Origin of the sequence: Paenibacillus auburnensis, from assembly GCF_927798115.1 — a bacterium.
GTDB classification, from domain to species: domain Bacteria; phylum Bacillota; class Bacilli; order Paenibacillales; family Paenibacillaceae; genus Paenibacillus_AQ; species Paenibacillus_AQ auburnensis.
This window is the reverse complement of sequence record NZ_CAKMMG010000008.1, coordinates 1-26,878: the sequence shown is the minus strand read 5'-3', so window position 1 is coordinate 26,878 and position 26,878 is coordinate 1. Positions and strand designations below refer to the sequence as shown.

Genomic DNA, 26,878 nt, shown 5'->3' with positions numbered 1-26,878 from the left:
GCAAAACTCCTTATCATCAAATAATGTAGTCTATTCAGTCATCACAATGTTTATTTACTGGATAATAAACATTTGCAACTAATTGTAACCACACTCTCTCATAATAAGCACAGCAGTTATCCTGATCATTGTACATTCCCAGGCGGGGCACCGGGTGGCTGGGGCTGCCACGTTCCAACTTTACCATTAGTATTGGGACTGGAAAACAGAAAAAAGAGCGTACACCACCGGATTGGCATACGCTCTATTCACTATTCTATCAGGGGGCGGGCTACCCTTGCAGCGCCTTCCGCACGCTCAGGATGTACTTCGCCTGATCGAGCGGATTCACTCCCCGGCGGGTGCGCTCGGCATGGACATCCGGCGGGCATGGCTCGTAGGCAGCAAAAACGGAAGTGAAGGTGCTCCGCCCCTTCGTATAGGAGCTGAGCGTCACCGGATAATCCAGCGACGTAGCCAGCGGCAGCCGGCCCTCGATGATCATCCGCTCCCCCTGCAGGACGGGCGGCTCAAAGCTGCCGCGCATCTGCACGAGGTCGTTCATCACGCGGCCGGCGTTCTCCTCCGGCACGACGATGCGTACGGCAAGGATGGGCTCCAGCAGCCGGGTGCCGATCCTGTTCAGCCCGTCCATGATGCCCATCGGCGTGGCAACGGCAAAATCCAGCGGATGGGTATGCCACACATGGTGGTTCCCCTCCACCAGTGTCACCTTGAGGTCGGTGACCTCCCAGCCGTAGAGTCCCTGCTGCAGCGCTTCCGGCACGCGGCGCGCGGTCTCGTTCTGGTACTGCGGCAGCAGGTCGGAGCTGCGCACAACCGATTCATATACCAAGCCGCTACCCGGCGGACCCGGTTCTATATGGAAGCGCAGAATTGCCCAGCACGGCTTCGGCATCAGGTAGGCGATGTACCCTTCGCCGCTGCCGCTTGGCGTTTCTTTATAGATCACTGACGGCGGGCCGAAGGTAACCTTCAGGCCATAGCGGCTCTCCAGCACACTGTCCAGCACCTCCAGCTGGATCGGCCCCATCACCTTAATATGCAGCTCGCGTTCCTCCGGCAGCCACTCCGCACCCAGCTGCGGATCTTCATCCGCCAGCTCCTGCATCGCACCGATCACCTTGTGGTCATCGGTGTCTGCTCCCCAGAAGACACGCACGGTCAGCAGGGGCACAGCCAGCTTCGCCTCCTGCGGAATAGCATCCGGACTGCCCAGCACATCACCGATACGCACGCCAGACAGGCCGTAGACCACCGCAATGTCGCCAGCTGTAAGTGACCCGACATCCTCCGTGCGGCCGCCCTCCACTTTGCGGATCTGCGTGACTTTGGCCTGAACCTCCTGGGAGTAGTTCGTTACCGTATCACGGTTGCGGATCGTCCCCTGGTAGAGGCGGACGAAGGCCATACGGCCCATGCTTTTATCCCGCTGAATATTGTACACGAGGCCGGACAACGGCTGTGAAGCATCACCGCCTGCCCGGGGGAAGTAGTCGATCATGGCGTCCAGCAGCTCCGTTATTCCCAGACCTTTGGCGGCCACACCGTACACGAGCGGGAACAACCGTCCTGCGGCGGAGGCTGCTTGCATCTCTCTTTTCCAATGAGAAAGATCCGGCTCCCCGCCTGACATGTAGAGTTCCAGCAGCGCCTCATCCCGTTCCGCCAGCGCCTCCAGCAATTCAGTCCGTGCAGCGGCATCTGCATGTGCGTCCCATAGATCCGCCGCACCTGAGTATTCCTGTTCCTTCCCGAGCGGCTGCTGCACCGGAATAATGTCCCCGGACAGATAAGTGCGCGCCTGTGCCAGCACAGCCTCCGGGTCAGCGCCGGTCCGGTCCATTTTATTCACGAAAATCAGCGTAGGAATCCCCAGCTTGCGCAGCGCATTCCAGATCATCTCGCTCTGCGCCTGCACCCCTTCAACCGCCGACAGAATCAGCACCGCACAGTCCATTACCCGCAGGCTCCGCTCCACCTCAGACAGAAAATCGACATGCCCCGGCGTATCCACCAGGTTCACCTCTACACCTTGCCAGGTAAAGGAGGCCAATGCCGCCCGCACCGAGATTCCCCGCTGCCGCTCCACCTCCATTGAATCCGTCACCGCTGTTCCGCTGTCCACACTGCCCAGGGCGCGGATACGTCCGCTCTCATATAAAATATGCTCCGTCGTAGTCGTTTTTCCGGCATCGACATGGGCAAAAATCCCGATATTCATCCGTTCTGTCCGTTGCTGCTGATTCATCTATGTTCTCCTGTCATGAGCTTTAATAAGTATATAATAGCGCTGCCATTTTCTAAGTGTACTGCGAAACCCCGCTTTTGTTCAATGAATGGACCCGATCCAAAATTGGCGATAATACGTACAGGAGCGAAGAACTGGAGGATGTGCGCGGCTGACCGTTAAAATTTGCAATTAATTTATAGCGGCCTGCAACCTTTTGCGGCTTTGGGCCATCTATGAGTATAAGAGGTGAGGCACAATGAAGAAATTATCCTTCCAGACGAACGCTAAAAAACTAACGATAGCGTGCGGGATCCTGGCAGCAAGTGTATCTTTGGGAACATCGGCTTTTGCCTTTTCCGATATGAAGGGCAATGCCGCCGAAGCAAAAATCAATGCATTGCACAGTGAGGGGATTGTTAACGGGGTGACAAGTGATATGTTTGCACCAAAGGCAAAAGTAACTTTTGCCCAAGGTATCCAGTTTATCGTCAGCGGCCTGAAGCTGACCCCGACTAGCGGCTCGGCCAAAGCAAGCGACTACTTTGACAAAGTGAAAGATAAGTCCTGGTATGCAGCCGCCTTCATAACGGCCAAGCAGAACGGCTTATCCCTGGACCGGACGGTTGACCCTAACAGCACTATTACCCGCGCCCAGTTCGCACACCTGCTGACCCAGGCGCTGCAGAGCAAAGGTAATTTCCCGGTAACGATGATGTATGCCAACATTTCTGATGGCGATAAGCTGACTACAGAGCAGATGGGCAGCCTGCAGATTCTGGTCAACACGCATATTGTCACTTTAGGCAAAGACAATACCTTCCGTCCGACCGATCCGGTCACCCGCAGTGAAGCGGCGGTATGGATTTATGATGCAGCGAAATTCGCCAAAGAAGTAATTACTCCGGATAACAGCACTCCCGCTCCGGCCTATGAATACGAAGCAGACGTGAAGCTTGAAAAAGCCGGCGAAGGCGTTAATAAAGCTACCGTCACCGTCAGCAATCTGCCGAATCCGGGCTACGGCCTGTCCATCGAGCGGATCGAGTTCGGCAAAAATAAGACGGCTGTGATCTACTTCAAAGTTACAAAGCCTGAACCCGGTAAAATGTATCCGCAGGTGATTTCCAGCGCATCAGCCACAACCTACCTGCCGGAAGGCTACACCGCAGTTGCTAAATCGTTGACCGAAGCCACCCGCTCGTCGACCTCCAACAGCTCGAAATAAAGCTGGAATATATACAGGCCGTATCTGCCTTATTAAAGGGCAGATGCGGCCTGTTCTGTGTGGCGTTATTGTCGTTATTGTATGGTGAACCTTCCCCGCGATCTCTTGCAGCAAAAAGCGGCTGCCCGCCCTTATCCAAAAAGGGTGGTGCAGCCGCTTCTATTTACTGTTGGTCCATTCTTACGGTGTCCATTGATCGTGTATAATACCCACAAGCGCATGATCTTGCCCGATCTTCTCAAAGACCAGCCGCAGGCTGCGCCAGTCCATTCCCTCATATGCCGGGTCTAGACCGCTGATATGGTATTCAACAAAATCATAGCGGTCTGCGGGATATACTTCATTAAGGTTGTTTATCGTTGTCCCCTGGCCCAGACCTTTATTCAAGGCAATCTCAGCCTTATTCATAAAGTCTGCATCATACACAAACCGCTTGAAATACTCCGCAAAAGTCAACTTAATGAGGTCGCCGGATCCGGCAAATTCTCTCCACACCCGCTTGGTCGGGTCCTTCATCAAGTCCTTTATTTCCTCCTGGGTAAATACCAGATCTTTTGTGGTATCTACATAAGCATACGGCGAGAACCGTAACCCTTTATCACGGGACACCCAGTCAGACAGAGTGTCCATGTTGCCGCTTTTCAGTGCCCTCATTACCGTCTTCGCCGATTCCAGCGCCGTAGGAGGCATTCCTTCCTCTGGTTCTACAGGTTCCGCCGGTGCTGTGGATGCCGTAGCTGATGTTGCCGAAGAAGCCGGGGGCTGACTCGCCGGCGGAGTGCTTTCTGCAGGGCTGGACGTAGGTTCAATCTGAGGCTGCGCGGTCTGTACCGGCGTAGCCGTAGTGTCCGGTTCCGCTGCAGGAGTATTGCTGCAGGCGGCAAGGACCAGCATCGTTGCTGTCAGCGCCACTATGCCTAATGTTCTTGCAGTGTGCATGAAATCCCTCCTTATTTTTATGGCTTATAATTAATAGACGGTTAAATCTGGATAAGGTTGCTAAAAATGTACAACAAAGCGGCTGAAGCGCTTCGGGAGCCTAACCGCAAAAGCGGAATTTGCTGCAGTTGTTGTTTGAGCTCACCTACGGTTTGCTGGCATTGTACATGTAATCCTTTACCCAGTCCAAAAGAGACCGCCCTCTCGCAGATAAACTACTTGGGAGACAGCCTCGTTTTTACCGTGCTCTTGTCTTGCTTATTCGCTCAGCTTTAGCACTCTGGCGATATTCTCACAGGTCCGTTCGATGTTGGCCGGACCGTCCTTCAGCAGCTGTTCCAGCCCGGCCGCGCCGGGAACGATGCCGAAGATCGCATCGATGCCTTCAGCATACAGTGTATCAATGCCTTCGCCGATGTAGCCGGCCAGGGCAATGACCTTTTTGCCGCTGGCTTTGGCGGCGGAGGCAACGCCGTAAGGTGTTTTACCAAACTTGGTCTGGAAGTCAATACCGCCCTCACCGGTGAATACCAGATCGGCATCCACCAGCTTTTGCTTCAGCCCGGTATACTCGATCACAATCTCGATCCCCCGCTGGAGAACCGCCTGTGTAAAGATCATAAGTCCCGCGCCAAGTCCCCCGGCAGCCCCCGCTCCCGGCAGGTCGCGGACGTCCTTGCCCAGCTGCTCTTTTACAACGTCCGCATAGTGAGCCAGGTTGGCATCAAGCTGCCGGACCCGCTCAGGCGTAGCGCCTTTTTGCGGCCCGAACACCACGGATGCGCCCCGCTGCCCGCACAGCGGATTCGTCACATCGCAGGCCACAATCAGCTGAACCTGCTGCAGCCGCTCATCAAGCGCCGAAATATCTATGCTGGCCAGCCGGCCCAGACTGCCGCCTCCGCGCGGAAGCTCGTCTCCCGCGGCATCAAGGAATTTTGCCCCGAGCGCCTCAGCCATCCCTGTGCCTCCGTCATTCGTCGCGCTGCCGCCGATACCGATAATGATGCTTCGGATGCCCCAGTCGAGACATTCCTTGATCAATTCGCCGGTGCCATAGGTGGTGGTGATCATTGGATTGCGGTCCGCCTTGTCTAGGAGCTGGATACCGCTGGCCGATGCCATCTCAATGGCTGCTGTCAGGCCGTCACCCAGAATACCATACTGTGCAGTAACCGGCTGACCTAGCGGTCCCGTCACTTCCTTTGAATATATCTTCCCGCCGGATGCATCCACAAGTGACTGCACTGTCCCTTCCCCGCCATCCGCCATCGGAACATGGATATATTCAGCTTCGGGATACACCTTCCGCAGCCCTTTTTCCATTGCAACACAGACTTCCTTGGCGCTCATGCTCTCTTTGAAGGAGTCCGGTGCCAGTACAAAGGTTTTTTCTCTCATTTCCTCACCCCATGGGTTGATTATAAAAAACACTACAATAAGTAAATGATATTGTACTTTAAGTAAATGATATTGTACTTTCTAATGTAAAAAAAGAACTACAGCCTCTAGTTTGCAAGAGACTGTAGTTCTTAACGGGTTAAACCCGCTGTAACTTATATTCTGTGAGGTACCTGCTAATTCCGGGAACGTCCCCGGAACAGGTTGACCACGAACAGCACCAGTGCGACAATGAGCAGAATATGAATAAGACCGCCCATAACATTAAAGATAAAGCCTAACAGCCATGCTACAATAACCAGTCCGATTAATCCCCATAGCATAAGATTTACTTCCTTTCTCCTTAGGGTTGTTTGTCTAATCTTACCCTTCTGTAAGGAGAATCAAACGGTTGCCGGGAAAGCAGACCGCTTTTGATACTGTTAGGGGGCTGTCTATATACTTAACGGACTTTGAACGATGAAAAATCAGCGTACCCGGATTCCTCCACCGGGTTACCGGAACTGCCGGCTGCGGCGAACAAGCCGAACTTGGCCCCGACCCATGTACCCTGGCCTTCCTTCAGCCGGAAAGAAGCTCCAAATTCAGTGAAATCTTCTCCATTCAGACTGTATGACAGCCGGCAGTCAGCTTCTCTGTAGACTGTAAGCCGTAAGAAGACAGAGTCCGACGAAGCAAGATTAACCAAACCGTCGGTTAGTGTGCCCTCTGCATCATCTCCTGAATCTGCCGGAAGGCTCTCGAACCGGCCAAGGCATAAGCCGCCGGTATCACCGGGGAATAGGCTCAAGTACACTGCTTTGTGTCCCAGCACCACCAAGCCGGCCCGATCGGACAAGGTACGAAACTGTGGTGTGACATGCACCTCTGCAGTGAACTCAGGCGCGGAGAATTTCTGCATTAGCAGCTGGGGCGCGTCGTATAAGCCAGCTACACCCAGCTGTGTACAACGTAGGCGGAGCCCCGGGCCTGTGCGGCCTGTAGCAAGCCAGCCGGCTTGCGGGTTGGCCTGCCACTGCCACTGCAATCCGGGCAACCCCTCCGCGAAGTCATCCGAGGTCTGGGGTACAGCAGGCGCAGATTCCCCCGCTGACTCCGGCTTCCGCCACTCGGTTACGGGTTCTCCGGTCAAGCTCCCGGGTGCGGCCTGGCCCATTACCGGCCAGCCTTCACGCCATTCCACTGGCTGCAGATGGACAATGCGGCCATAAGGGCCCTTGTCCTGGAAATGCAGAAACCAGTGTTCTCCTTCCGGCGTCTCTACCCAGCCGCCTTGATGGGGGCCGTTCACTGCGGTTGCGCCCTGCTTCATCACAATCTGGTCCTCATAGGGACCGTAGATTGTTCTGGATCGGAAGGCAACCTGCCATCCGGTCGATACGCCTCCGGCAGGTGCAAGGATATAATACCAGCCGTCCTTCTTGTACATCTTGGGGCCCTCAAGTGTCGGATGCTTGACCGTGCCGTCAATAATCAGGCGGCCTTCATCCAGAAGTTCCCTTCCGTCCGGACTCATTTCATTCAGGTGAAGGATATGCTTGATGCCGCTGCGGCTCTTCGCAAAAGCATGAACCAGATATGCACGTCCGTCCTCATCCCAGAAAGGGCAAGGGTCGATCCAGCCTTTGGCTGCTTTGACCAGATGTGGTGCAGACCACTTCCCAAGCGGGTCCTCGGCATGGGTCATGAAAATCCCTTCATCCGGCGTACCAAAGAAGATCCAGAACTTTCCGTCATGGTAACGCAGGCTGGGTGCCCATACACCTTTGCCGTGCTGAACCTGGTCGTATCCCGGAAGGTCCAGTCGGTCAAGCGCGTGATTGACAATCGTCCAGTTCACCAGATCGCGGGAATGCAGAATTGGAAGCCCAGGCATGTGATTGAAGCTCGATGCCGTCATATAATAGTCTTCCCCGACCCTGATTACATCAGGGTCGGAATAATCCGCATACAGCACCGGGTTCTGATACATGCCGTTTCCCAGGTCAGGGATCCACGGCGTACTCATTGTCTCCATTGATTTGCTCCTTCCGTCCGGGGGCGGCTTAACGCCCGGCGGTTTATTGCGCCGCTTTCTCTTGTTCCAGCAACGACGCCCATTTATCCAGCATTTCTTTTGCAGTCAGTTGTTTGGCCATGACCTTCTGGATCATTGGTTCAACCGATTTCTGCACATTGGCATACCCCGGCAAGTAATATGGTACGTCAGAGAACTTCGTCTCCTTATTGTTCAGCAGGTCCGAGGCAGATTTCATATAAGGAACGCTCTGCACCCACTCATCCCCTGCAGCTTCGGTATTGGCGGGAATCTCGCCGTAGAGCTTACCGTATTTGCTGTTGATGTCATGCGATAAGTAGAAGGTCATGAATTTCCAGACCGCATCTTTATTCTTTGCAGTCTTACTCATGGTCAGCCCCAGCGGCATCAAACCCGGATGCTCGCGGTAGCCTTTCACGCTCTTCGGAAACGGCACAGCTTCGAACTTAGTATAATCCCCTCCGAAGGCTTTCTCATGGGAACTGGCCGAACCCAGATTATGCACAACGATTCCTGCTTTGCCTGACTGGAAGGTTGCAGCAAGCTCGCTCCAGCCTTTATTCAAATCGTCTTCAGGCGTATATACGTTGTAAGCGCCCAAGTATTTCTCCACAAATTCAAGATTGAGCGGGTCATTGATTGTTGCTTTCCCGTCAGCGGTGAAATAATCGGTAATGCCCGAATAGGCATACATCAGCATTTCTAGCGTATTGGCGCTGCCTGCGCCACCGCGGATACTAAGCCCGTAGCGGTCTTTCGATTTGTCGGTCAGCTTGGCGGCAGCGTCGAAGAATTGATCCCATGTCTCCGGCAGGGCCAGTCCGGCTTCCTTGAACCAATCCGGGCGGACCCACAGATTCCAGGTTTGCGAGCTGTATGGTAACGCATACAATTTTCCTTCTTTGGTATCCAGCTTCCGGTTGCTCGCAATGAGCTCAGGGTTGATCAGGCCTTTGTCCGCCCATTGCTCGTAATAGGTGTCGAGCGGCTCCAGCACGCCCCTGGCCAGCAGATCGGATTTGAAGTCATTCATAATATCCGGCGCCTGGTCCGCTGAAATGGCAACGTTGACCTTTTGCTCATAAGCCGCGAGGTCACCGGGAACCCCCAGATAATCCACGTCAATCTCCGGATTCTCCTGTTCAAACTGCTTCACAATCTCTTCAAAAAAGGCATTACGTTCTGTAGTCACGGCTGCCGCCCAGAAACTGATTTTTGTTTTCTCCCCGCTGGAAGCTTTGTCAGCGCCGTTATTCCCTGCCGCTGCGCTGTTTCCCCCATTATTCCCGCCGCAGCCGGCAAGCAGCAGCAGCAGTGCCGCTGAAGCGAGTGCCGTCCGTTTTCTTGTGTGTTTCCCCTTCATTGTGTGAACCTCCCAAGTAAATTTCATTTGTATATCCAAAGGACGGGAGCAGTGCTGCCAGTCAGACCGTGCCCGTCCCTTTGATACCGGACACTAGCCTTTAACCGCGCCTCCCAGTCCTTCGACCAGATAACGCTGAATGAACATGAAGAGCAGCACGGGCGGAACCAGCCCGATGATGCTGCCGGCCGCCAGCGAAGCGTACTGAACGCTGAATTCGCCGATCATAAACTTGAGGCCGATCGGAATGGTAAACCGGTCAGGCGTCGTAATGAAGGAGAAGGCGACCAGAAACTCATTCCACACCCCGATGAAGGCGAACGCGCTCGTCGCCACAATTCCCGGCAGCACAATCGGCATAATAATTGCGAAGATAATCCGGAACCGTCCGGCTCCATCAACCATTGCCGCCTCATCAATTTCCTTTGGAGTCGAGGAGATGAAGCCCCTCATCAGAATCGTATTGAAGGGGACCTGAAGCACGATGTAGAACAGAATGAGCGCGTATGGCGTGTTAATCATCCCGAGATTTTTGAAGATCAGGAAGAGCGGAATGACGAACAGAATGACCGGCATCATCTGGGTAGCCAGAAGAACCAGCATGAACGCTCCCTTGCCCCTGAACTTGAACCTGCTCATCGCGTACCCGTTCATTACGGACAGCACTGTAATTACTATTACAGACAGAATCGATACAAGCAGACTGTTCATGAAATATTGCGAAAAATTGTTGTCATTCCATACCTGGACAAAATTCTCAAAGGTGGCCGGACTCGGTATGTACCGGACAGTGCCGCTTAACACATCGGCCTCCCGCTTCAGGGAGGTGGAAATCGCCCACAGGAACGGAACCAGTACGAACAGAAGCGTAAGAGTGAGCGGAACGTAAAACAGCAGCAGCTTCGAGAGCGCTTTGCGTTGCCCTTTGCTATTCATCCTGCATCCCTCCTGAACGGTTGAGTCTGAGGTACAGGATGACAAAGATCATCAGGAATGCGAAGGTGACCACACCCAGCGCCGAACCGTAGCCGTAGTTCCCCTCAAGAATTGAAGTCTTCATCATGTAAATCGGCAGCGTGGTGGTCATGTCCATTGGCCCGCCGTTTGTCATCGTGAAGATCATATCAATTGAATTGAACTCCCAGATGGCGCGGAGCAGTGTAGCGAACACAATACTTTCCTTCAGGTAAGGAAGTGTAATAAAAAAGAGCTTCTTAACGCTCCCCGCCCCGTCCACCTCACATGATTCATAGACCTCATGCGGAATGGTCTGCAGGGCTGCCAAAAGTGTAATGGCGAAGAATGGAATACCCCGCCACAGCTCGGCAACAACTACGGAACCAAACACGGTATGGATATTGGCCAGCCAGGCGATCGGCTCATGAATCAGCCCCAGTTTCAGCAGGATATCGTTGAATATCCCGATATGCTGGTTGAACATCAGAGACCACAGCATGGTGGTCAGTACCCCTGACACCGCCCAGGGAACGAGTACCAGGGAGCGGACCAGACCGCGCATCCGGAACGCCTGGTTCAGCAGCAGTGCGACAATGAGTCCGAATACCAGCTGCAGCATTACCTCCATCAGCACCCATTTCAGCGTGATCCCTAAAGAAGAGTAGAACATTTCATCCTGTGTGAAAATATTCCGGAAGTTCTCGAGTCCGATATAACCCGCTTCCTGAAGCCGGGTGAAATCATAGCTTTGCACACTGAGATCAAAGACCCTGAAGATCGGGAAGACGAGAAGTCCCGCAATCAGCAGAACTGTCGGCGCGATCAACAGGTATGGAAACCAGCGGTCGCCCATTTTTTTGCGTGAAGCTTTAGTTTTGGCGGTTAGCGTCTTGCCGCCGGTTGATTGGGATAATTCCATAACAGCACCTCCACCCTTATCTTAAATCAAGGCGGAAACGTGCTGAATAAAGGATCTTTCAAAGTTTGTTTCTTTTCTTTAACATTGCTGCCGGTCCTTGCGGTATTCGGAAGGCGATTTGCCAAAATACTTTTTGAACAGCACGCTGAAGTATTGGGGGTTGCGGTAGCCCACCTGTTCCGACACCTCATAGGATTTACAATCTGTGGCGGACAGCAGTTCCGCCGCTTTGTCCATACGCAGCTGAACGAGGTATTCGCTGAAATTCATGCCTTTATATTTCTTGAAGAGCGTACTTGCATATGCCGGAGAAATATGAACATGGGCGGCGATGGCGGTCAGGTTAAGCTCCTCTTCATGAAAATGCTGCCGGATGTACTGCTCCATCTCCTTTAGCAGAGAGTGATGCGAATTCTGAGAATGGCGGATTTCTCCACTGACGAAAACACCTGCCCTGCCGATGATCGGCTTCAATTGCGCGGCGCCCAGCGCCTCGCCGTAGGAAGCTGAGATGTGCTCTATCCCTATCCGGCGGCCGCCCAGACCAATGCTGACCTCAAGCTTCAGACATTCCTCCAGTGTTCTGCGGATCTCCTCCAGGTGCACCATTAACCGTTCCCCTGCTCCGTCATCTTCTTCAGAGCCAGGCAGGTTAAAGAGCAGGTTGACCCTGTTGTTATAGACTGCGGGATACCGATAAGGAAACTCCTCCGACTGCAGCTCAGAGCATATGTTGTGGATGGAGAAAAGCAGCAGTTCTGCATTATCCCCTGCTCCCGGACGGGCAAAGCGGCGATTATCTTCCGGCTGAATCACCGCAACCTGATAACAGGCTTCCGGTGCGGCGATACCGAGGTGATTCATCTCCCGCCGCGCCCATTCCGGATTAGCGCAGCCTTCCAGCAGTTCTGCAAAGAACTTGTTCTGAATCAGGGTCTGGCTCTTCCGGCTCTTGTCGGCTTCCCTCTTCTCCGCCAGCAGGGCACTGGCCGCTGCTGCTGCTGCATTCAGGATTACTTCGTTGTCCTCATATTTCAAAATATAGTCCGATGCTTGCAGCCGCAATGCCTGCTTGGCATACGAGAAATCATCATATCCTGTCAGGAAAACGACCTTCGTCCCGGCATATTCCTCATTGATCCGTTCCGCAAGCTGCAGTCCATCCAGAAACGGCATCTGAATATCGGTCAGCACCAGATCCGGATGCAGTTCTTTTATTAATTCCAGCGCTTCCTCGCCGTCGGCAGCAGTACCGGCCACCTCAATTCCGGCCTGTTCCCAGCGTATGTTGCGCCGCAACCCTTCCCGTATCCACATATCGTCATCTACAATAAGCAGTTTAATCATGATAATCCTCCTTCTTCTGCTCCCGCGGCATCCGAACGGTTACCCGGGTAAACTTCATTTCCCCGCTGTCGAGAGTAAGGCCGAAGCTTGGCCCGAACTGCAGTGTAAGCCGGCGGTGGGCGTTCCAGAGCCCGAAGGTCAGCGCCTGTTCGCCCGTGCTGTCTGCCTGCAGTAAGGTACGCAGCTGCACAAGCCGTTCAGGCGTGATACCTTGACCGTTGTCGTAAGTCTCCAGCACAGCGGTATCCCCGTCCGTATATCCGGTAATCGTAACCAGCCCTTTGCCCCGCTTATTCTTAATCCCGTGGTAGACAGCATTCTCCACTATAGGCTGCAGGGTAAGCTTCGGGATACGCAGCGGCAGCAGCTCCTCATCCACATCGATGGTATAATCGAAATCCTGATTGTAACGGATGTTTAGAATCATCAGGTAACTGCGCACATGCTCAATCTCTTCCGCGACTGTAATGAGTTCACGGCCTTTGCTGATGCCGATGCGGAAATACCGGGTTAGCGCCCCGACCATAACGGAGGCGCGTTCCCGCTCCTCTAAATCAATTAAATGCTTAATCGAACCAAGCGTGTTGTATAGAAAATGCGGCTGAATCTGCGCCTGAAGCGCCCGCATCTCGGCCTTGCGCTTCTGCTCTTGCTCCTCACGCACCTCGCTCAGCAGCAGTTCGACGGAATCGGCAAGCCGGGTAAGCCCGCTGGCCAGTACGCCAATCTCATTGCGCTGGTCTATTTCGAAGCTGACGCTGAAATCCCCCCGTTCAAAGCGTTTCACCTGCTTGGACAAATAGCGGATCGGGTTGCTCAGATTGCGTGCTGCCACCATTGCGGCCACCGCGACTAGCACCAGGATCACTAGGGTGACAGCCAGTACAATCCACTGGATGCGCGCTGCCCCTGCAAGAATATCCTTCTCCGGGACGATTGCCGCCAGAACCCATCCGTTCAACGGCAGCGTCTGATAGGCTATATCCAGTTTCTGGCCTGCCGCGCTGTCCACCCTGAGGCTGCCGTTTCCGCCCGCGCGCTTCCGCAGTTCGGCAATCGTACCCGACTTTACTTCATAATTTTCTTTCAGGTTTTTGGAGAACAGCTCACCATCCGGGCTGATTAGAGCCAACGCGCCGTTCGGACTGATCTGTACATTTTGCATAATTTCCAGAAAATAGCTTTCGCGCAAATTGATGATTACAATTCCGCTTGAGGTGGATGTCGGAGTACCGATCATTTTGAAGCTACTGAGTACCCGCCTGTCTTCTACCGTATCGAATATGAGATCCTTGTGGCTGTTTAGCCAATAGTAGCCTTTATCCGAATCGTTATAACGCTTCTGCCAGGCTGGAAGGTCAATGGAGACACTCCGGGGTACGTACTCCTGCTGCAGGTTGAAAGTGCGTCCGTTGTTGAATGCGACATATATAGAATCAACCATGGCATTATAAGAATGGTATACGCTTTCAAGACGATTATGCAGCTCAATGATGTCGTTGAATTTCTGAGGTGTGTCCCCCTGATCGTTCACAGACAGCAAATTGCGAAGGGAAGTAGTATCCTCCAGATTAACGAGCTGTTCAAACACGGTCAGAAACTTGTCGTTAAGAAATAATGCGGTCTGATAGGTCGTATCCGCCAAGGAGTACAGTGAGTTTTTGCGGAGCTGATCGCTGGCGGACCAGTACGAGAATGTACCTGTCGCAATTACGGACAGAATCATTACCGGCAAAAAGGTAATCAGCAGCTTGGTCTGAATAGGCTTATCCAGGAAATAACGTTTCATGGCCTCTTCCTCTTTCTTAGCATGTAAGGGCTTTAATAAAATCTGAGTCTAGCATAGAAATCGACAAATAGAAACAGAACTTGTCACCCGGATTCAGAAAAGAATGAGGTCTGGTCAGACGGAAAGATCTATTAAAAAACGGCCGTTCACTGAAAACTCCAGCAACAGCCGCTATCATTCAAGATCAATTATTTAACAGCGTGACATACCGAAAAAAAACAAAAGGATGTCCCCAGCCGTCGTTACCGGCTAATGGAACATCCTCTGTATCAGCCTATTTCTGGCTGTTCAATTTCTCTTCACACTTAACCTTTGCCCGGTGCAGTTCTATCTATTTCACGCTTCCGGCAACCTCACGCGGCTGGCGCATGGTCAGGCTGACCCGGCCTTTCTTGAGGTCCACGCCAAGCACCCAGACGGTAACATTGTCTCCAACGGAGACAACGTCCATCGGATGCTTGACGAAGCTGCCGCTGAGCTGGGAAATATGCACCAGCCCGTCGTTCTTGATGCCGATGTCGACGAAGGCGCCGAAATCGATAACGTTGCGGACGGTTCCCTGCATTTCCATGCCGGGAACCAGGTCCTCGATCTTCAGCACATCGGTGCGGAAGATCGGCAGCGGGAGCTCCTCACGCGGATCGCGGCCCGGACGCTGCAGGCTCTCCAGGATGTCGCGCAGCGTAGGCACGCCGACATCCAGCTTCACGGCCAGCTCGGCGGCATCCTGCGCTTCGAGCTGTGCCGCGACCTCCTTGCTGCCGAGCTTCGCAACGTCCAGCCCCAGCTCGCGGAACAGCCGGTCCACCACCGGATAAGACTCCGGATGGATCGGCGTCCGGTCCAGCGTGTTATCCCCTTCGGGGATACGCAGGAAGCCGATGCACTGCTCGTAGGATTTCGCGCCGAGGCGCGGCACCTTCTGCAGCTGCTTGCGGGTCGTGAACTTGCCGTTCTCCTCGCGGAACTTCACGATATTTTTGGCGATGGTCGAGTTGACTCCCGCTACATAAGAGAGCAGAGACGGCGAAGCCGTGTTCACATCAACGCCGACATGGTTAACGGCTGATTCCACGACAGCCTTAAGACTCTCCTCCAGATGCTTCTGGGAGACGTCATGCTGGTACTGCCCGACCCCGATCGCCTTCGGGTCGATCTTCACCAGCTCCGCCAGCGGGTCCTGCACGCGGCGGGCAATCGATGCGGCGCTGCGCTCGGCCACATCCAGATCCGGGAACTCCTCCTGCGCGAGCTTGGAGGCGGAATAGACGCTGGCACCCGCTTCGTTAACGATCAGGTACGCCAGTTCCGGATCACCGATCTCGGCGATGACCTCGGCGGTGAACTGCTCCGTCTCCCGCGAGCCGGTGCCGTTGCCGATGACGATCAGCTGGATGCCGTATTTGGCAATCAGCTCCTTGAACTTGGCCGCCGCCTCCTTCTTCTTGTTGTTCGGCGGCGTCGGATAGGTCACCGCCACCTCCAGCAGCTTGCCGGTGTCATCCACCACGGCCAGCTTGCAGCCGGTGCGGTAAGCCGGGTCCACGCCGAGCACGTTGCGGCCTCTGACCGGCGGCTGGAGCAGCAGGCTGCGCAGATTGCCGGAGAAGATCGAAATCGCCTGCGTTTCCCCCTTCTCAGTCATTTCCCCGCGCACCTCACGCTCTACCGACGGGGCAATCAGCCGTTTATAGGAATCCTCCGTTACAGCTTCCAGCAGCTCCTTGACCGGGGACGGCCCCTTGATCAGCTTGCGCGTGATGAAGGCATGAATCTTGTCCGGGACGACCTCAATGCCAACCTTCAGCACACCCTCCCGTTCTCCGCGGTTAATCGCGAGAATACGGTGCGGCGGCATTTTATGTACCGGTTCACGGTAACTATAATAGTTCTCATATACACTTTCCTGCGCAGCATCCTTGGCCTCGGAGACCAGAATCCCCTGGCTAGCCGTATACTGGCGGACCCATGCGCGGATTGCCGGATCATCGGCAATGTTCTCGGCGATAATGTCCATCGCGCCCTGCAGTGCCAGCTCGGCACTCTCCACACCTTTGTCTGCATCTATATATTTAGCGGCCTCTTCGAGCGGAGAACCCTGCCGGCGCTGTTCCATTACCCAATCCGCCAGCGGCTCCAGCCCTTTCTCCTTAGCCACACTTGCTCTTGTCTTACGCTTCTGCTTGAACGGACGATACAGATCCTCTACTTCCTGCAGCTTGACCGCCTTCATAATCTGCTGATGCAGCTCCGGTGTCAGCTTGCCCTGCTCCTCAATGCTGCGGATAACATCCTTCTTGCGGTCACCCAAATTACGAAGGTAGCCCAGCCGTTCCTCAATATCACGCAGTGCGTTTTCATCGAGCTCACCGGTCATTTCTTTGCGGTACCGGGCAATAAATGGAATCGTGTTCCCTTCATCCAAAAGCCCTACCGTCGTCCGCACCTGTCTCAGGCTGATGCTCAGCTCCTTGGCAATAGCCGCGAGTATCAGTTCCTGTTCCTGCCGGATAGCCGCATCCTCCTGCAGATTACCGGCATTCGTATTCTCTGCTGCCAATAGTATCCCTCTTTCCGTAAACATGCTAGGATCATAAATTCTCTATATAAAATAGTATCACAGATTGCCGCTGTACCAAAGTTAGCCGGATACTGCATTACCACACCACCCGGCCAAATGGTTATTTCGCCTGCATAGTGCGCCGGGCCATCCGCTTACCGGTGCTTAATGACATCAGGAAGCACAGAACCAGCACAAGTGCAGCTGCACCGTACGGATAATTAATGTCCAGATCGAACAGGATTCCAGCAACAACCGGACCGGCAATGTTGCCGAGACTCGTATAGGCAGAGTTCATGCCCATCACAAAGCCCTGCTGCGACTCACCGGCCATTTTGGACAGCTGGGTGCCGACAGCCGGGCGCAGAATGTCCATGGCGAGGAACACGATGAACGTCACGGCCATAATTGCAAAATACCCATGGACAAACAGGGTCAGCAGAATGAACACCCCCGAAGCCAGCAGGCAGACAGAGATCACCCGGTTTTCACCAAAACGGTTCAGAATCCAGCTAAAGACAGTGAGCTGAACTACAGCACCCGCAATTGAGCCAAAGGTCAGTACAAATGCGATATCCTTAGGTGTGAAGCCGAATTTACGATCAACGAACAGTCCAAACACCGTTTCATAATTCGCGAGGCCGAAGGACATGACGAACACAATAATCAGTCCGATAAAATACGGTTCACGGTAAGAACGCAGCAATTGGGCTACAAGACTCTCACTCTTTTGCTGTGCAGAAGCAGGGTCATGAACCGCAGCAGCACGTGACTCCGGCAGTAAAATAAACGTTAAAATAGCTACAAAAGCCGCCGCTACAGCAGCCGCAAAGAACGGTACCCGGATGCCGAACTCGGCCAGATAGCCGCCGATTCCCGGTCCGATAATAAACCCTGTAGTTATGGCTGCGTTAATCAGTCCCATGCCTTTGGCCCGTTCATCCATGGAAGTGGTATCCGCCACATAAGCCATAACTGCAGGCATAATCATCGCCGCTCCGATGCCCCCGAGCATCCGGGCCACAAACAGCATCCACGGCTGATGGGCTACCCCAAACGCCAGCTCAGAGAACGCAAAAACAATCAGTCCCAGGACAATAATCCGTTTACGGCCCATCCGGTCAGACAGTCTGCCTGCAAGCGGCGAGACGATCAGCTGGGTCAGCGAAAATGCAGCCACCAGCATTCCGACGACACTGCCCCCGATATGCAGCTCATTCATGTAAGTAGGCAGAATCGGAACAACCAGTCCAATCCCGGTAAAGGTCAAAAATATACTAATCATCAGCATCAGCATCGCGCCGCGGTTTCTTAACAGTAGTGACATTGTATTCCCTCCGTAACACATTCAGTTATGCAAAAAAATTTTCCCATGTTCAATATCCGCTTATCCGCCAGATGCCATTCCTATCGCTTCAAAAAAATCTCACCCGAAATAAAAGACCGACCATCCGGTCTAATTACAGACATGAAAATACCAATCTAACTTTTTCGTTATAACGGACCGCTTGCTGTACGCTTCCCAATACCCTATTTGGCACGGATTCCCTGCAGTAGCAGGCTTATGGCATCCCGGTAATACTTTTTAATCTCCGCCGGTCCCTCCGAGGGTGCTGTAATTTCACTGACTCTGCCGATCCCCTCCAGCATACCGCTGACAATGACCACATAATGATCCAGATCCTTCTGAATCAAATAGCCCGAGTCCATGCCTTCCTTGAGCAGATTGCGGCAGGCTGATGCCCCGGATTCGTATAACTGTGAGAGCCGCTCATAAATCTCATCTGAATGGGTACGGGACCTTGCATATTCCTCAAGTCCGCGGATCAGCGGATTCTGAAAATCATTCGCGTAATGCTCACCGAGCGCATAAAGGCGCTCTTCAACCCCGCTGAGTCTGCTTCGTATCTCTTCCCACTCCGAGAGCCACTGCTCCGTATCGTCTTCAACCACATACAGAAACAGCTCATCCTTGCTGGGAAAATGGTGATACAGGCTCCCTTTGCTTACTTTAGCTGCAGTGCAGACCTCATTCATGGTAACAGCCGCATACCCCTTCTGCACAAACAGCCGCGCAGCCTGCTGCACAATCCGTTTCTTCGTTTCTTCTCCATCCGAACGTCCTTTTATGCTGATAACCCCCTTCTAAACCGACCATCCGGTCTAATTGTAGCATAAAGCTGGTGCGTATATCAAAAAGTGTTGATCCTATCTCTTAGCTGCGGACTGTATATCTAAAAAGACGCACTGCCTAAGCAGTGCGTCTCCATTACGATTATTAATTCCTAGTCCGATCAGAAATCGATCAGGCCCAGGCTGATTTGCAGCGAATCATCCACCTTTTTCATTGTTTCATCGTCCAGATGGGTGATCTTATCGGTTAAGCGTTGTTTGTCAATCGTCCGTACCTGCTCCAGCAAAATGACGGAATCCCGATCAAAGCCATGAGCAGCCGCATCAATTTCCACATGCGTCGGCAGTTTGGCCTTCTGGATCTGGGCGGTAATCGCCGCCACAATGACCGTCGGGCTGAATCGGTTGCCAATATCGTTCTGTATGACCAGTACCGGCCTTACTCCGCCTTGTTCAGAACCTACTACCGGCGAAAGGTCGGCAAAAAAAACGTCGCCGCGTTTAACGATCAATATCTACACCCCGCTTACTAAGCGGCCAAGAGTACTGTCTGCATCTTCCTCAGCGAGAAAGGCCTCGCTTGCCATTGTCAAATTGATCTTAGCCATTTCCATGTAGCCCCGCTGCATCGACTCCCGGATCGTGCGTTTCTTCCGTTCCGTTAAATACAGCTTCATAGCCTGCCTGATCAATTCACTCCGGTTAGAGTTCTCCAATTGAGCGATACCATCCACTTCCTGCAAGAGATGATCGGGCAAACTGATCATAATTCTTTTGGTGTTCTGCAAATTGGCCAACTTCTCTTCCACCCCCACAAACCTTCTGCCCTTGTGTTCCAGTGTTACAATATACAAGGAATTTTATACAAGGAATATATGCCGCCAGTATATCAAGTATGCTGCATCCCATTATAAACTAGAAATGGCGGTTCGTATAGACCATAAGTCACACTCGCCTACACGTTTAATCCTTGGATTACTTTCCTGCATAAGGCACTTGGTCACATAATTAAGGCTGCAGCAAGGGGTTCACCAGGTTGGAAGCAGCACCTTCGCGTACATACACGCGGGGCACCCGGTGGGCCAGCATACAGATTACCTCGTAGTGAATTGTCCCTAAATGGAGCGCCAGTTCATCCGCCGTAATTAGCGCATCGCCCTGGCGGCCGATGAGTACAACCTCTTCGCCAGCTTTGATTTGTTCCGCTTCTTCAGCGAAAGATTTGAGCGTTACCATACACTGGTCCATGCAGATTGTTCCGACGACAGGAACGCGACGTCCGCGTATTAGCACCTCCGCTTTGCCTGTCAGCATGCGGGAATATCCGTCTGCGTACCCCACAGGAAGCGTCGCAATGATCTCTTCGCTGTCCGTGAAGTACCGGGTGCCGTAGCTGATGCCCCAATCGGGCGGCAGGGTCTTGATATATACCGCCTGCGTCTTCAGCGTCATTACCGGGTGTAAAGCAACGAGCCCGTGGTTTACCTCTGCTGAGGGATAAAATCCGTACAAGCTTATGCCTACACGCACCATGTTAATGGATAGGAGAGGTGTATCAATGGCCGTAGCGCTATTGCCCGTATGTATGATCGGGATATGAATGTCGTTGTCCCGAAGCGTTTCCGCCACGCTCATGAATCGCCGGTACTGCAACAGTGTATAGCTTTTGTCTTCTTCGTCTGCCTTGGCAAAATGGGTAAACATACCCTCCAGCTCCGCCTGCGCAACAGCATGCACTTCAGCGATGAAACCGGGCGCGTCAGCCGGCAAAAGACCCAGCCTTCCCATCCCGCTGTCAATCTTGATGTGCACCTTCAGCCGGTGCTCCGGATCTACAGGAAGCTGCCTTACCGCCTCCAGTACCTCCGGTGTGAATAGTGTCACGGTTATATTGTTCTTCCAGGCAACGGCTATCCCTTCCGGAGAGGTGTAGCCCAGCACCAGAATAGGAAGTAGTATTCCCGCCTGACGCAGCTCCAATGCCTCATCCAAAAAAGCTACACTTACATAATCCGCTCCCAGCCGTTCAAGCTCCCGGGTCACTTCCACTGCTCCATGGCCATACGCATTTCCTTTGACGCATCCCATAAATTTGGTCTCCGCCGGCAGCGCCGCACGGAAAGCCTCATAATTGGCACGCAGATCATCCAGATTTATCTCGGCAACTGTAGGTCGATAGCTTGCTTGCACTTCAGGGTCACCTTCTTACATTGTAGTAAAACGTCATTGCAGATAGCCGCAATGAACTTGGTCTTACTGCCAATGGTAATGCTAATCGAAGGCGGCGTCAATGTAAGCAGCATTATCTTCTTGCAGATTCCGCAGCGGGCCTGAGTTCGCCAAATAAAGGAAAAAGCGGATACGGCTTGTAGAGGAAAGACTCCCACAATGCGCAGTATCCGCCTACTGATTATTACTTACCCGATTGTGCCTCCATAGAAGCGGCAATTTGCATCATTTCGTCCACAGGAAGGTTTGCGCTTGTAATCCGGAATTCTACACCGTCGTTCATCCAGGTCAGGGTCTGCTGTTCATCACCCGTAAGTACACCTGCGGTGAATCCCAGATCGATCAGGGTTCCCGGAGCCAGCGATACGGCACGGTCCAGCGGACGGGCTTCCATAATGGTATATTGATAATCCCCGTCATAACGGATGAGCACCGCATGATCATTGCTGCCCTCGATTTTATGATAATCCTTGTACTTAACGCCTGCCGGTATGTAATCCGGCTCAATCACTCCGAAATCGCCAAGCTCAGCGGTAACCTGGCCCGCGTCTTCCTCTTCAGCCGGTGCGTTTACCGGATTGCCGTTTTCGTCAACCTCGGCTACCGTGCTTTCGGAAGGCGTACCGGTTGCCATATTCTTTTGCATATCAAAGGAATCCTTTGTGAACTCCGGATCGAACTTGAAACTGTCGAATTTCACATCCACCACAACTTTGGCTTCCGAATCGGAGACCTGCACCTGCTTAGGCTCATAAGTCTTTTTGGCCAGCCAGATCTTCTGACGCACCAGTGCACTGCTCTGATAATTCGCCGCTACTTCGAACACATAATTGTCTCCATCCTCGGTCAGCTGGCGGTTGTTATCGGCGGTGATGCCGTGGAGTAGCGTTTGGTAGAGATAAACTTGGCCTTGACTGTCAGGCCAGTCGCTCTGGAAGCGGAAGCTTTTGCCGAGGCTTGGCGTGAGCACGAACACCCCTTCATCATTACGAAGCACAATCTGTGTTACGTTCTTCTGCACATTCGAGAGGCTGATCCGGTAATATGAAGGATTCTTGTACCACACTTCCACCTTATACTCCTGCGGCTGTTCACCGGTATACAGGGTCATCGTGCCCGAACCTTGATAGGCACCCTGTTTGCTCTCCAGCTTGTCAGACACATCATTTAAATCCTTGACCACAGACGTGGCATCCTTCTTCCCGCATCCCGCGAGCACCAGGGCCACGCTCATAATGATCGCGAGTACCCATGTTATCCGGCGCATGACATCATCCCCTTAACCTGTTTTGAAAAGCATTGATTAGTACATGTCTATGAGGGACTTGCCTGCATTATGCAGACGGGCATGACAAGCAGGAAGGATAATCACAGGCGGCCGTCCGGACGATCAAAAAAGCCCGCGATGGGCGCGGGCTTGGGTTTCAGGTACGCTTTTCTTAGATCAGCCGGGCAATCTTCTCAATCTCTGCTGCGGAAGCAGCCAGCTCCTGCATCGAGGCCGTAATTTCTTCTGTTGCCGCAGCCTGACGCTCACTCTGTGCCAGACACTCCAGCAGCGTTGCATCCATCTGATGAATATTCTTCTTAATTCTATCCAGGATACCGGTAATCTCTTTGGCGGATGAGGCACTGGAAACGGACATTTTTCGGATCTCCTGCGCCACTATGCCAAAGCCCCGGCCGTGCTCGGCGGCATGCGCAGCTTCAATGGCCGCGTTAAGGCCAAGCAGGTTGGAGTTGTCGGCTACTTTTTTGATGAAATCCAGAATCTCATCGGTCTTATGCAGCTCTTCAACCACAGTCTGGCCGAGCCCTTTCAGATCACTTACAATGTTCGCCAGATCAGAAGCCGTGCCTGCAATTTCCTCTGAGGTCGAGCTGATCTCTTCGGAGGTGACAGACAGTAAGTTGGCGGCATCGCTTAAGGTTTCCTGATTGCTAAGGCTGATGCCGATGGTAAACACACCGCTAACCGCCCCCTCCCCGTTCCGGATCGGCATAGAGGTTGACTTAAAAGGCCAGCCGTAGATTTCTTTGGGAATATCGGCACTAACCGTCTCGCCGGTCTCCAGCGCCTTGCGGATTCCTCCGCTTGGCGGGATGGGCATCCCCTCCTGAATGCAGATATCCAGCTCTGCTCCCGGAAGATAGTAGATAAACTTCTCCACATCCGCCAGGGCGAACATGACATCAATAGGAAATAAGCGCTGCACTAGCGGCAGTGATATTTTCAAAGATTCCAGCAACTGCTCATGACCTGTTTCATTATGGTTGTTCAAAGCATTCAGCCTCCGCAGCATCATTTTTCGCCCATTATAGCATAGGAAAAAATATCTCTATATTACATATTACATAGTGCTCAAAGACTTCAGATTTATTTATTTTTATATCATATTGCTTACACAAATACTTGTTATAACTAGATTGCAAGAACAAACAGCGTCTCAGCTTAGTACCGGAAGGTTACATTGGAAAGATTTCTCATTAAAATTTTATCAATTCATAACCGATAATGTAGCGTGCCTGTCTGCAGGGTACTCTTAAATAAAGCTAAAGGAGAATAAACACTATGGGGGAAATAAATAAAATATCTATTAAAATACGCAATATCTCGTTGAGGGTTAAGCTTCCTATTCTATTAAGCCTGCTAGTTGCTGTAGTGCTCTTGGCGACATCGGTAACAGTATATTTTGTCTCCTCAGATCTGTTGCTGCGAAAGAGCAAAGATGAAATAAACGCCAACGGGGACCGTATAGGTGAAGGACTGTGGACTGCAATGCAGCTGCAGGAGCAGACCTCTTATGTAATTTCAGTACACAACACCTTCAAACAGCTATTGAATCTTAGGGCACAAGGAACGCTGTCTGAGCAAGAGTTTTTTTCTTCACAAAATCCCTACTATGAAAAAGCAAATGGGATTCTTCAGGAGAGCATGAACAACACAAGCAGCATTGGTTCCTTACTTGTTTTGGATCCTAAAGGAACTATTCTTGCGGGAACAAACACAGACAACATAGGGCAGTCCCGGGCAGATCGTGAATATTTCACGGAAGCCTTCAAAGGTCAATCCTTTATCAGTGATGCCATCCAATCCAAAAGCAGTGATAAATTATTAATTGCCTTCTCCCAGCCGATCAAAGATTTGGATGACAAGGTTATTGGCGTCTTGGCCATGACCGTGGACAGCAGCTTCTTCCTGGATAAACTGGGCAACATTAAAATTAACGGGCAAGGTAAAATAGAGATTTTGAGCCGGAGCGGAATTATCCTATATAACTCCACCGACTCTACCCGGATCGGACAAAGTCTTGCCGGCACTCCGGGGATGAATGATTTCCTGGCGATCCGGGCAACGGATGAGCTCGTTACGCAGTCCGTCGAATTAGCCAGCGAATATCTGAGAATCAACAAAATTCCAAAGGCCGATCTTACCATTTCCGTAATCGATTCCTACACCGATATTAAACGTCCTATTCAGGATATGCTGATGAAAATCTTCATTGTAACGATTGTCGCCCTGCTTGTTGCCATTGGTTTCGGTATGCTTTTGTCCCGCTCTATTACCAAACCTGTTATCAAGCTGACCTCGCTGTTCAAAACGCTGGCAAACGGAGACTTGACCATAAGTGCCGATGACCGCTATAAAAGTGAGTTCAAGGATTTGGCTGACAGCTTTAATACCATGGTCCGGCAAAATAAAGAGCTCATTACCAATATGAATAATTCGATCTCCGTGCTCAACACAAGCACCAATGAACTGGAGAAGACTTCTAAACAGACTGCCCGCTCCATTAATGAAACATCGGTGACCTCCACAGGTATTGCCCAGGCAATGGAACTGCAGTCCAATGATACTGAGCACATCGTCGATAAGTTCTATGGATTCAGTGAGAAGTTTGCTGCGATCAACGATAATGCGCAATCCGTCAGACAAAGAGCTGAGGAAATTATTGAGGTCTTCCATACAAGCAATCAGGTCGTTGACGGTTTAATTCAGATCAGTGACAAGAATGAACAAGAGGTCCAGAAAATCTCGGCGATCACAGTCAAACTTCAGGAAAGCTCCAACAGCATCAGCAATATTACAGGAGCGATCAATCAAATTGCTGCCCAAACGAATCTGCTTGCGCTGAATGCATCGATCGAAGCTGCAAGAGCCGGGGAACACGGGAGAGGTTTTGCTGTAGTAGCCTCCGAGATCCGGAAGCTCGCTGAGCAGAGCTCGAAGCAATCGAATGAAATCTATGACATCATTCAACAAAATCTTAACTTTGTCGCAGAAAATAATGATAGCGTAATCGTAATTAATAACATCTCCGCCCGGCAGGATCAGCTCGTTGGACAAACCCAGGAGGCCTTCCAAACCATCCTGGACAAAATCACGGACATCACGGATCAAATTAAATCGATGGCCGACGAAATTGCTCATATGCAAAAAGACAAGGACGAGGTTCTCGATTCGGCGCAAAGCCTCTCGGCTACCGGTGAAGAGGTTTCTGCTTCCGTAGAGGAAGTTACAGCTACCATGGTGGAGCAATCCTCCACCATTGAGCAACTGGCCGAGATGGTTGAAACCATTGACCAGCTTACTAAAAATCTGGCAGAATCAGCCTCTAAATTCCGCGTCGAGTAAGTAACCTCTTCTCTCACGGCATTACATTTCTCCATATTCCAAAAGAAACCCAGGCCATATTGCGCTTGGGTTTCTTTTTCTATTTCCTTTTAATAGGCGACAATAACTGAAATGAGGTCCGCAACGCAACACATGCCGAAAACAAAACGCGGACGTGTACTCTGGTCCCTTCCTACACGGGGGTGCGGGACAAGTCCAATCTGTGATAACACACGCAGCAAGCTGCTCTACCCGAAATTACGACCGTTTCCACGATATTGGCCTGCGCTGACACTTGCCTTCAAAACGGAAAACAAGCTGATTTCCAGCTATATAACGCTTCGGCTATTGTCCACTATACGCTGTAAGGCAACTTCTCTGATTCCATTCTTCACGACCCAGAGGCTGGAATCAGAGGTAAAAATACCTTTGTTCCCGCTCCACAAGGGCTAAACGCCGGATTCAGAGGTAAAAATACCTCTGTTCCTGCTCCAAAAGGGCTAAGCGCTGGAATCAGAGGTAAAAATACCTCTGTTCCTGCTCCAAAAGGGCTAAACGCCGGATTCAGAGGTAAAAATACCTCTATTCCCGCTCCAAAAGGGCTAAACGCCGAATTCAGAGGTAAAAATGGACCTCCGTCAAGAAAGTGGACACCAAAAGACAAAATTAAGCTGCTTTTCGCTTGAATCTTGCTGCGAACTGGACCGGAGATATGTAGCCCAAGGCGCCGTGGATTCGTTTACGGTTATAGAAAAATTCAATGTACTGGTAGATTTCTTCATAGGCTTGCTTCTTTGTTTTAAATCGGGCACAGTACACAAACTCTTTTTTCAACAGGCTATGAAAAGATTCAATACAGGCATTGTCGTAACAGTTGCCTTTACGGCTCATACTGGCCCGCATGTGGTATGTTTCCAAGCGCTCACGGTAGTCGGCAGAGGCATACTGTGATCCGCGGTCCGAATGGTGTATGAGGTCTTTCTTCGGGCATTTAGCCTTGTAGGCGTCGTCCAGGGCACCTAAAACGAGATCGGTGGTCATACGGTCGCCCAGCCTCCAACCTACGATTTCCCGGGTGCATAGGTCAAGTACGCTGGCGAGATACATCCGCCCTTCCCGGCAAGGAATAT

21 protein-coding genes are annotated in these 26,878 nt (G+C 52.1%); 2 read left to right on the top strand and 19 right to left on the bottom strand.

The window, feature by feature from the left end:
• Positions 1 to 271 precede the first annotated feature (271 nt).
• Positions 272 to 2,251, bottom strand: a complete 1,980-nt coding sequence (locus L6H70_RS21595; RefSeq protein ID WP_236336207.1) for a GTP-binding protein — start codon at positions 2,249 to 2,251, stop codon at positions 272 to 274.
• A 238-nt stretch (positions 2,252 to 2,489) separates the two neighbouring features.
• Between L6H70_RS21595 and L6H70_RS21590 the strand changes: the two genes are divergently transcribed.
• On the top strand, positions 2,490 to 3,458 hold the full coding sequence (locus L6H70_RS21590; RefSeq protein ID WP_236336205.1) for an S-layer homology domain-containing protein: 969 nt from the start codon (positions 2,490 to 2,492) through the stop codon (positions 3,456 to 3,458).
• Positions 3,459 to 3,638: 180 nt separating this feature from the next.
• Here L6H70_RS21590 and L6H70_RS21585 read toward each other — a convergent pair whose 3' ends face one another.
• The 17 genes from L6H70_RS21585 to L6H70_RS28750 form a co-directional block, all read right to left on the bottom strand.
• Entirely contained in the window at positions 3,639 to 4,397 is a 759-nt protein-coding gene (locus L6H70_RS21585; protein ID WP_236336203.1) for a hypothetical protein, read from the bottom strand.
• Positions 4,398 to 4,655: 258 nt separating this feature from the next.
• Positions 4,656 to 5,798, bottom strand: coding sequence for a glycerate kinase family protein (locus L6H70_RS21580; protein WP_236336201.1), 1,143 nt, complete (start codon positions 5,796 to 5,798; stop codon positions 4,656 to 4,658).
• A gap of 176 nt (positions 5,799 to 5,974) precedes the next feature.
• The gene (locus tag L6H70_RS21575; RefSeq protein WP_206103480.1) at positions 5,975 to 6,121 is read right to left on the bottom strand and encodes a lmo0937 family membrane protein; all 147 of its coding nucleotides are present in this window, start codon (positions 6,119 to 6,121) and stop codon (positions 5,975 to 5,977) included.
• A gap of 119 nt (positions 6,122 to 6,240) precedes the next feature.
• On the bottom strand, positions 6,241 to 7,815 hold the full coding sequence (locus L6H70_RS21570) for a glycoside hydrolase family 43 protein (protein ID WP_236336198.1): 1,575 nt from the start codon (positions 7,813 to 7,815) through the stop codon (positions 6,241 to 6,243).
• Positions 7,816 to 7,858: 43 nt separating this feature from the next.
• Complete coding sequence (locus tag L6H70_RS21565) at positions 7,859 to 9,199, bottom strand: ABC transporter substrate-binding protein (RefSeq protein ID WP_236336196.1); 1,341 nt, start codon at positions 9,197 to 9,199, stop codon at positions 7,859 to 7,861.
• Positions 9,200 to 9,292: 93 nt separating this feature from the next.
• Complete coding sequence (locus L6H70_RS21560) at positions 9,293 to 10,135, bottom strand: carbohydrate ABC transporter permease (RefSeq protein WP_236336195.1); 843 nt, start codon at positions 10,133 to 10,135, stop codon at positions 9,293 to 9,295.
• Entirely contained in the window at positions 10,128 to 11,075 is a 948-nt protein-coding gene (locus tag L6H70_RS21555) for a carbohydrate ABC transporter permease (protein ID WP_236336194.1), read from the bottom strand. Before L6H70_RS21555 ends, L6H70_RS21560 begins: the two co-directional genes overlap by 8 nt.
• Before the next feature lie 78 nt (positions 11,076 to 11,153).
• The gene (locus L6H70_RS21550) at positions 11,154 to 12,422 is read right to left on the bottom strand and encodes a response regulator (RefSeq protein WP_236336193.1); all 1,269 of its coding nucleotides are present in this window, start codon (positions 12,420 to 12,422) and stop codon (positions 11,154 to 11,156) included.
• A complete protein-coding gene (locus L6H70_RS21545) occupies positions 12,415 to 14,211 on the bottom strand; it encodes a sensor histidine kinase (RefSeq protein ID WP_236336192.1) in 1,797 nt (598 codons plus the stop codon). The genes L6H70_RS21550 and L6H70_RS21545 overlap by 8 nt, the downstream gene beginning before the upstream one ends.
• A 331-nt stretch (positions 14,212 to 14,542) precedes the next feature.
• Entirely contained in the window at positions 14,543 to 16,795 is a 2,253-nt protein-coding gene (locus L6H70_RS21540; protein ID WP_423802869.1) for a Tex family protein, read from the bottom strand.
• 97 nt (positions 16,796 to 16,892) lie between these two features.
• Positions 16,893 to 18,098 carry an MFS transporter gene (locus L6H70_RS21535; protein WP_236336191.1) on the bottom strand — a complete coding sequence of 402 codons (1,206 nt, stop codon included), beginning with the start codon at positions 18,096 to 18,098 and terminating at the stop codon, positions 16,893 to 16,895.
• Positions 18,099 to 18,301: 203 nt separating this feature from the next.
• Entirely contained in the window at positions 18,302 to 18,859 is a 558-nt protein-coding gene (locus L6H70_RS21530; protein ID WP_236336190.1) for a TetR/AcrR family transcriptional regulator, read from the bottom strand.
• Between the two features lie 206 nt (positions 18,860 to 19,065).
• Positions 19,066 to 19,416 (bottom strand): type II toxin-antitoxin system PemK/MazF family toxin, encoded by a 351-nt coding sequence (locus L6H70_RS21525; protein ID WP_042124727.1) that lies wholly within the window; start codon positions 19,414 to 19,416, stop codon positions 19,066 to 19,068.
• A 3-nt stretch (positions 19,417 to 19,419) separates the two neighbouring features.
• A complete protein-coding gene (locus L6H70_RS21520) occupies positions 19,420 to 19,701 on the bottom strand; it encodes a CopG family ribbon-helix-helix protein (RefSeq protein WP_054941953.1) in 282 nt (93 codons plus the stop codon).
• A 211-nt stretch (positions 19,702 to 19,912) separates the two neighbouring features.
• Positions 19,913 to 21,094, bottom strand: coding sequence for an alanine racemase (alr, locus tag L6H70_RS21515; protein WP_236336189.1), 1,182 nt, complete (start codon positions 21,092 to 21,094; stop codon positions 19,913 to 19,915).
• Positions 21,095 to 21,317: 223 nt separating this feature from the next.
• Positions 21,318 to 22,400 carry an outer membrane lipoprotein-sorting protein gene (locus L6H70_RS21510; RefSeq protein WP_236336187.1) on the bottom strand — a complete coding sequence of 361 codons (1,083 nt, stop codon included), beginning with the start codon at positions 22,398 to 22,400 and terminating at the stop codon, positions 21,318 to 21,320.
• Between the two features lie 172 nt (positions 22,401 to 22,572).
• A complete protein-coding gene (locus L6H70_RS28750; RefSeq protein ID WP_279306784.1) occupies positions 22,573 to 23,415 on the bottom strand; it encodes a methyl-accepting chemotaxis protein in 843 nt (280 codons plus the stop codon).
• 290 nt (positions 23,416 to 23,705) lie between these two features.
• On the opposite strand from L6H70_RS28750, the gene L6H70_RS21500 reads away from it, so the two are divergent.
• Positions 23,706 to 25,769 carry a methyl-accepting chemotaxis protein gene (locus tag L6H70_RS21500; RefSeq protein WP_236336185.1) on the top strand — a complete coding sequence of 688 codons (2,064 nt, stop codon included), beginning with the start codon at positions 23,706 to 23,708 and terminating at the stop codon, positions 25,767 to 25,769.
• Between the two features lie 645 nt (positions 25,770 to 26,414).
• On the opposite strand, the gene L6H70_RS21495 is transcribed toward L6H70_RS21500, so the two are convergent.
• On the bottom strand, positions 26,415 to 26,878 hold a 464-nt coding region (locus L6H70_RS21495), incomplete at its 5' end, for an IS3 family transposase (RefSeq protein ID WP_236336183.1).

Bases quoted from the DNA above. Each gene is read 5' to 3' on its own strand.
- L6H70_RS21595 (WP_236336207.1), bottom strand. From the start codon at position 2,251: ATGAATCAGCAGCAACGGACAGAACGGATGAATATCGGGATTTTTGCC.
- L6H70_RS21590 (WP_236336205.1), top strand. From the start codon at position 2,490: ATGAAGAAATTATCCTTCCAGACGAACGCTAAAAAACTAACGATAGCG.
- L6H70_RS21585 (WP_236336203.1), bottom strand. From the start codon at position 4,397: ATGCACACTGCAAGAACATTAGGCATAGTGGCGCTGACAGCAACGATG.
- L6H70_RS21580 (WP_236336201.1), bottom strand. From the start codon at position 5,798: ATGAGAGAAAAAACCTTTGTACTGGCACCGGACTCCTTCAAAGAGAGC.
- L6H70_RS21575 (WP_206103480.1), bottom strand. From the start codon at position 6,121: ATGCTATGGGGATTAATCGGACTGGTTATTGTAGCATGGCTGTTAGGC.
- L6H70_RS21570 (WP_236336198.1), bottom strand. From the start codon at position 7,815: ATGGAGACAATGAGTACGCCGTGGATCCCTGACCTGGGAAACGGCATG.
- L6H70_RS21565 (WP_236336196.1), bottom strand. From the start codon at position 9,199: ATGAAGGGGAAACACACAAGAAAACGGACGGCACTCGCTTCAGCGGCA.
- L6H70_RS21560 (WP_236336195.1), bottom strand. From the start codon at position 10,135: ATGAATAGCAAAGGGCAACGCAAAGCGCTCTCGAAGCTGCTGCTGTTT.
- L6H70_RS21555 (WP_236336194.1), bottom strand. From the start codon at position 11,075: ATGGAATTATCCCAATCAACCGGCGGCAAGACGCTAACCGCCAAAACT.
- L6H70_RS21550 (WP_236336193.1), bottom strand. From the start codon at position 12,422: ATGATTAAACTGCTTATTGTAGATGACGATATGTGGATACGGGAAGGG.
- L6H70_RS21545 (WP_236336192.1), bottom strand. From the start codon at position 14,211: ATGAAACGTTATTTCCTGGATAAGCCTATTCAGACCAAGCTGCTGATT.
- L6H70_RS21540 (WP_423802869.1), bottom strand. From the start codon at position 16,795: ATGTTTACGGAAAGAGGGATACTATTGGCAGCAGAGAATACGAATGCC.
- L6H70_RS21535 (WP_236336191.1), bottom strand. From the start codon at position 18,098: ATGTCACTACTGTTAAGAAACCGCGGCGCGATGCTGATGCTGATGATT.
- L6H70_RS21510 (WP_236336187.1), bottom strand. From the start codon at position 22,400: ATGCGCCGGATAACATGGGTACTCGCGATCATTATGAGCGTGGCCCTG.
- L6H70_RS21500 (WP_236336185.1), top strand. From the start codon at position 23,706: ATGGGGGAAATAAATAAAATATCTATTAAAATACGCAATATCTCGTTG.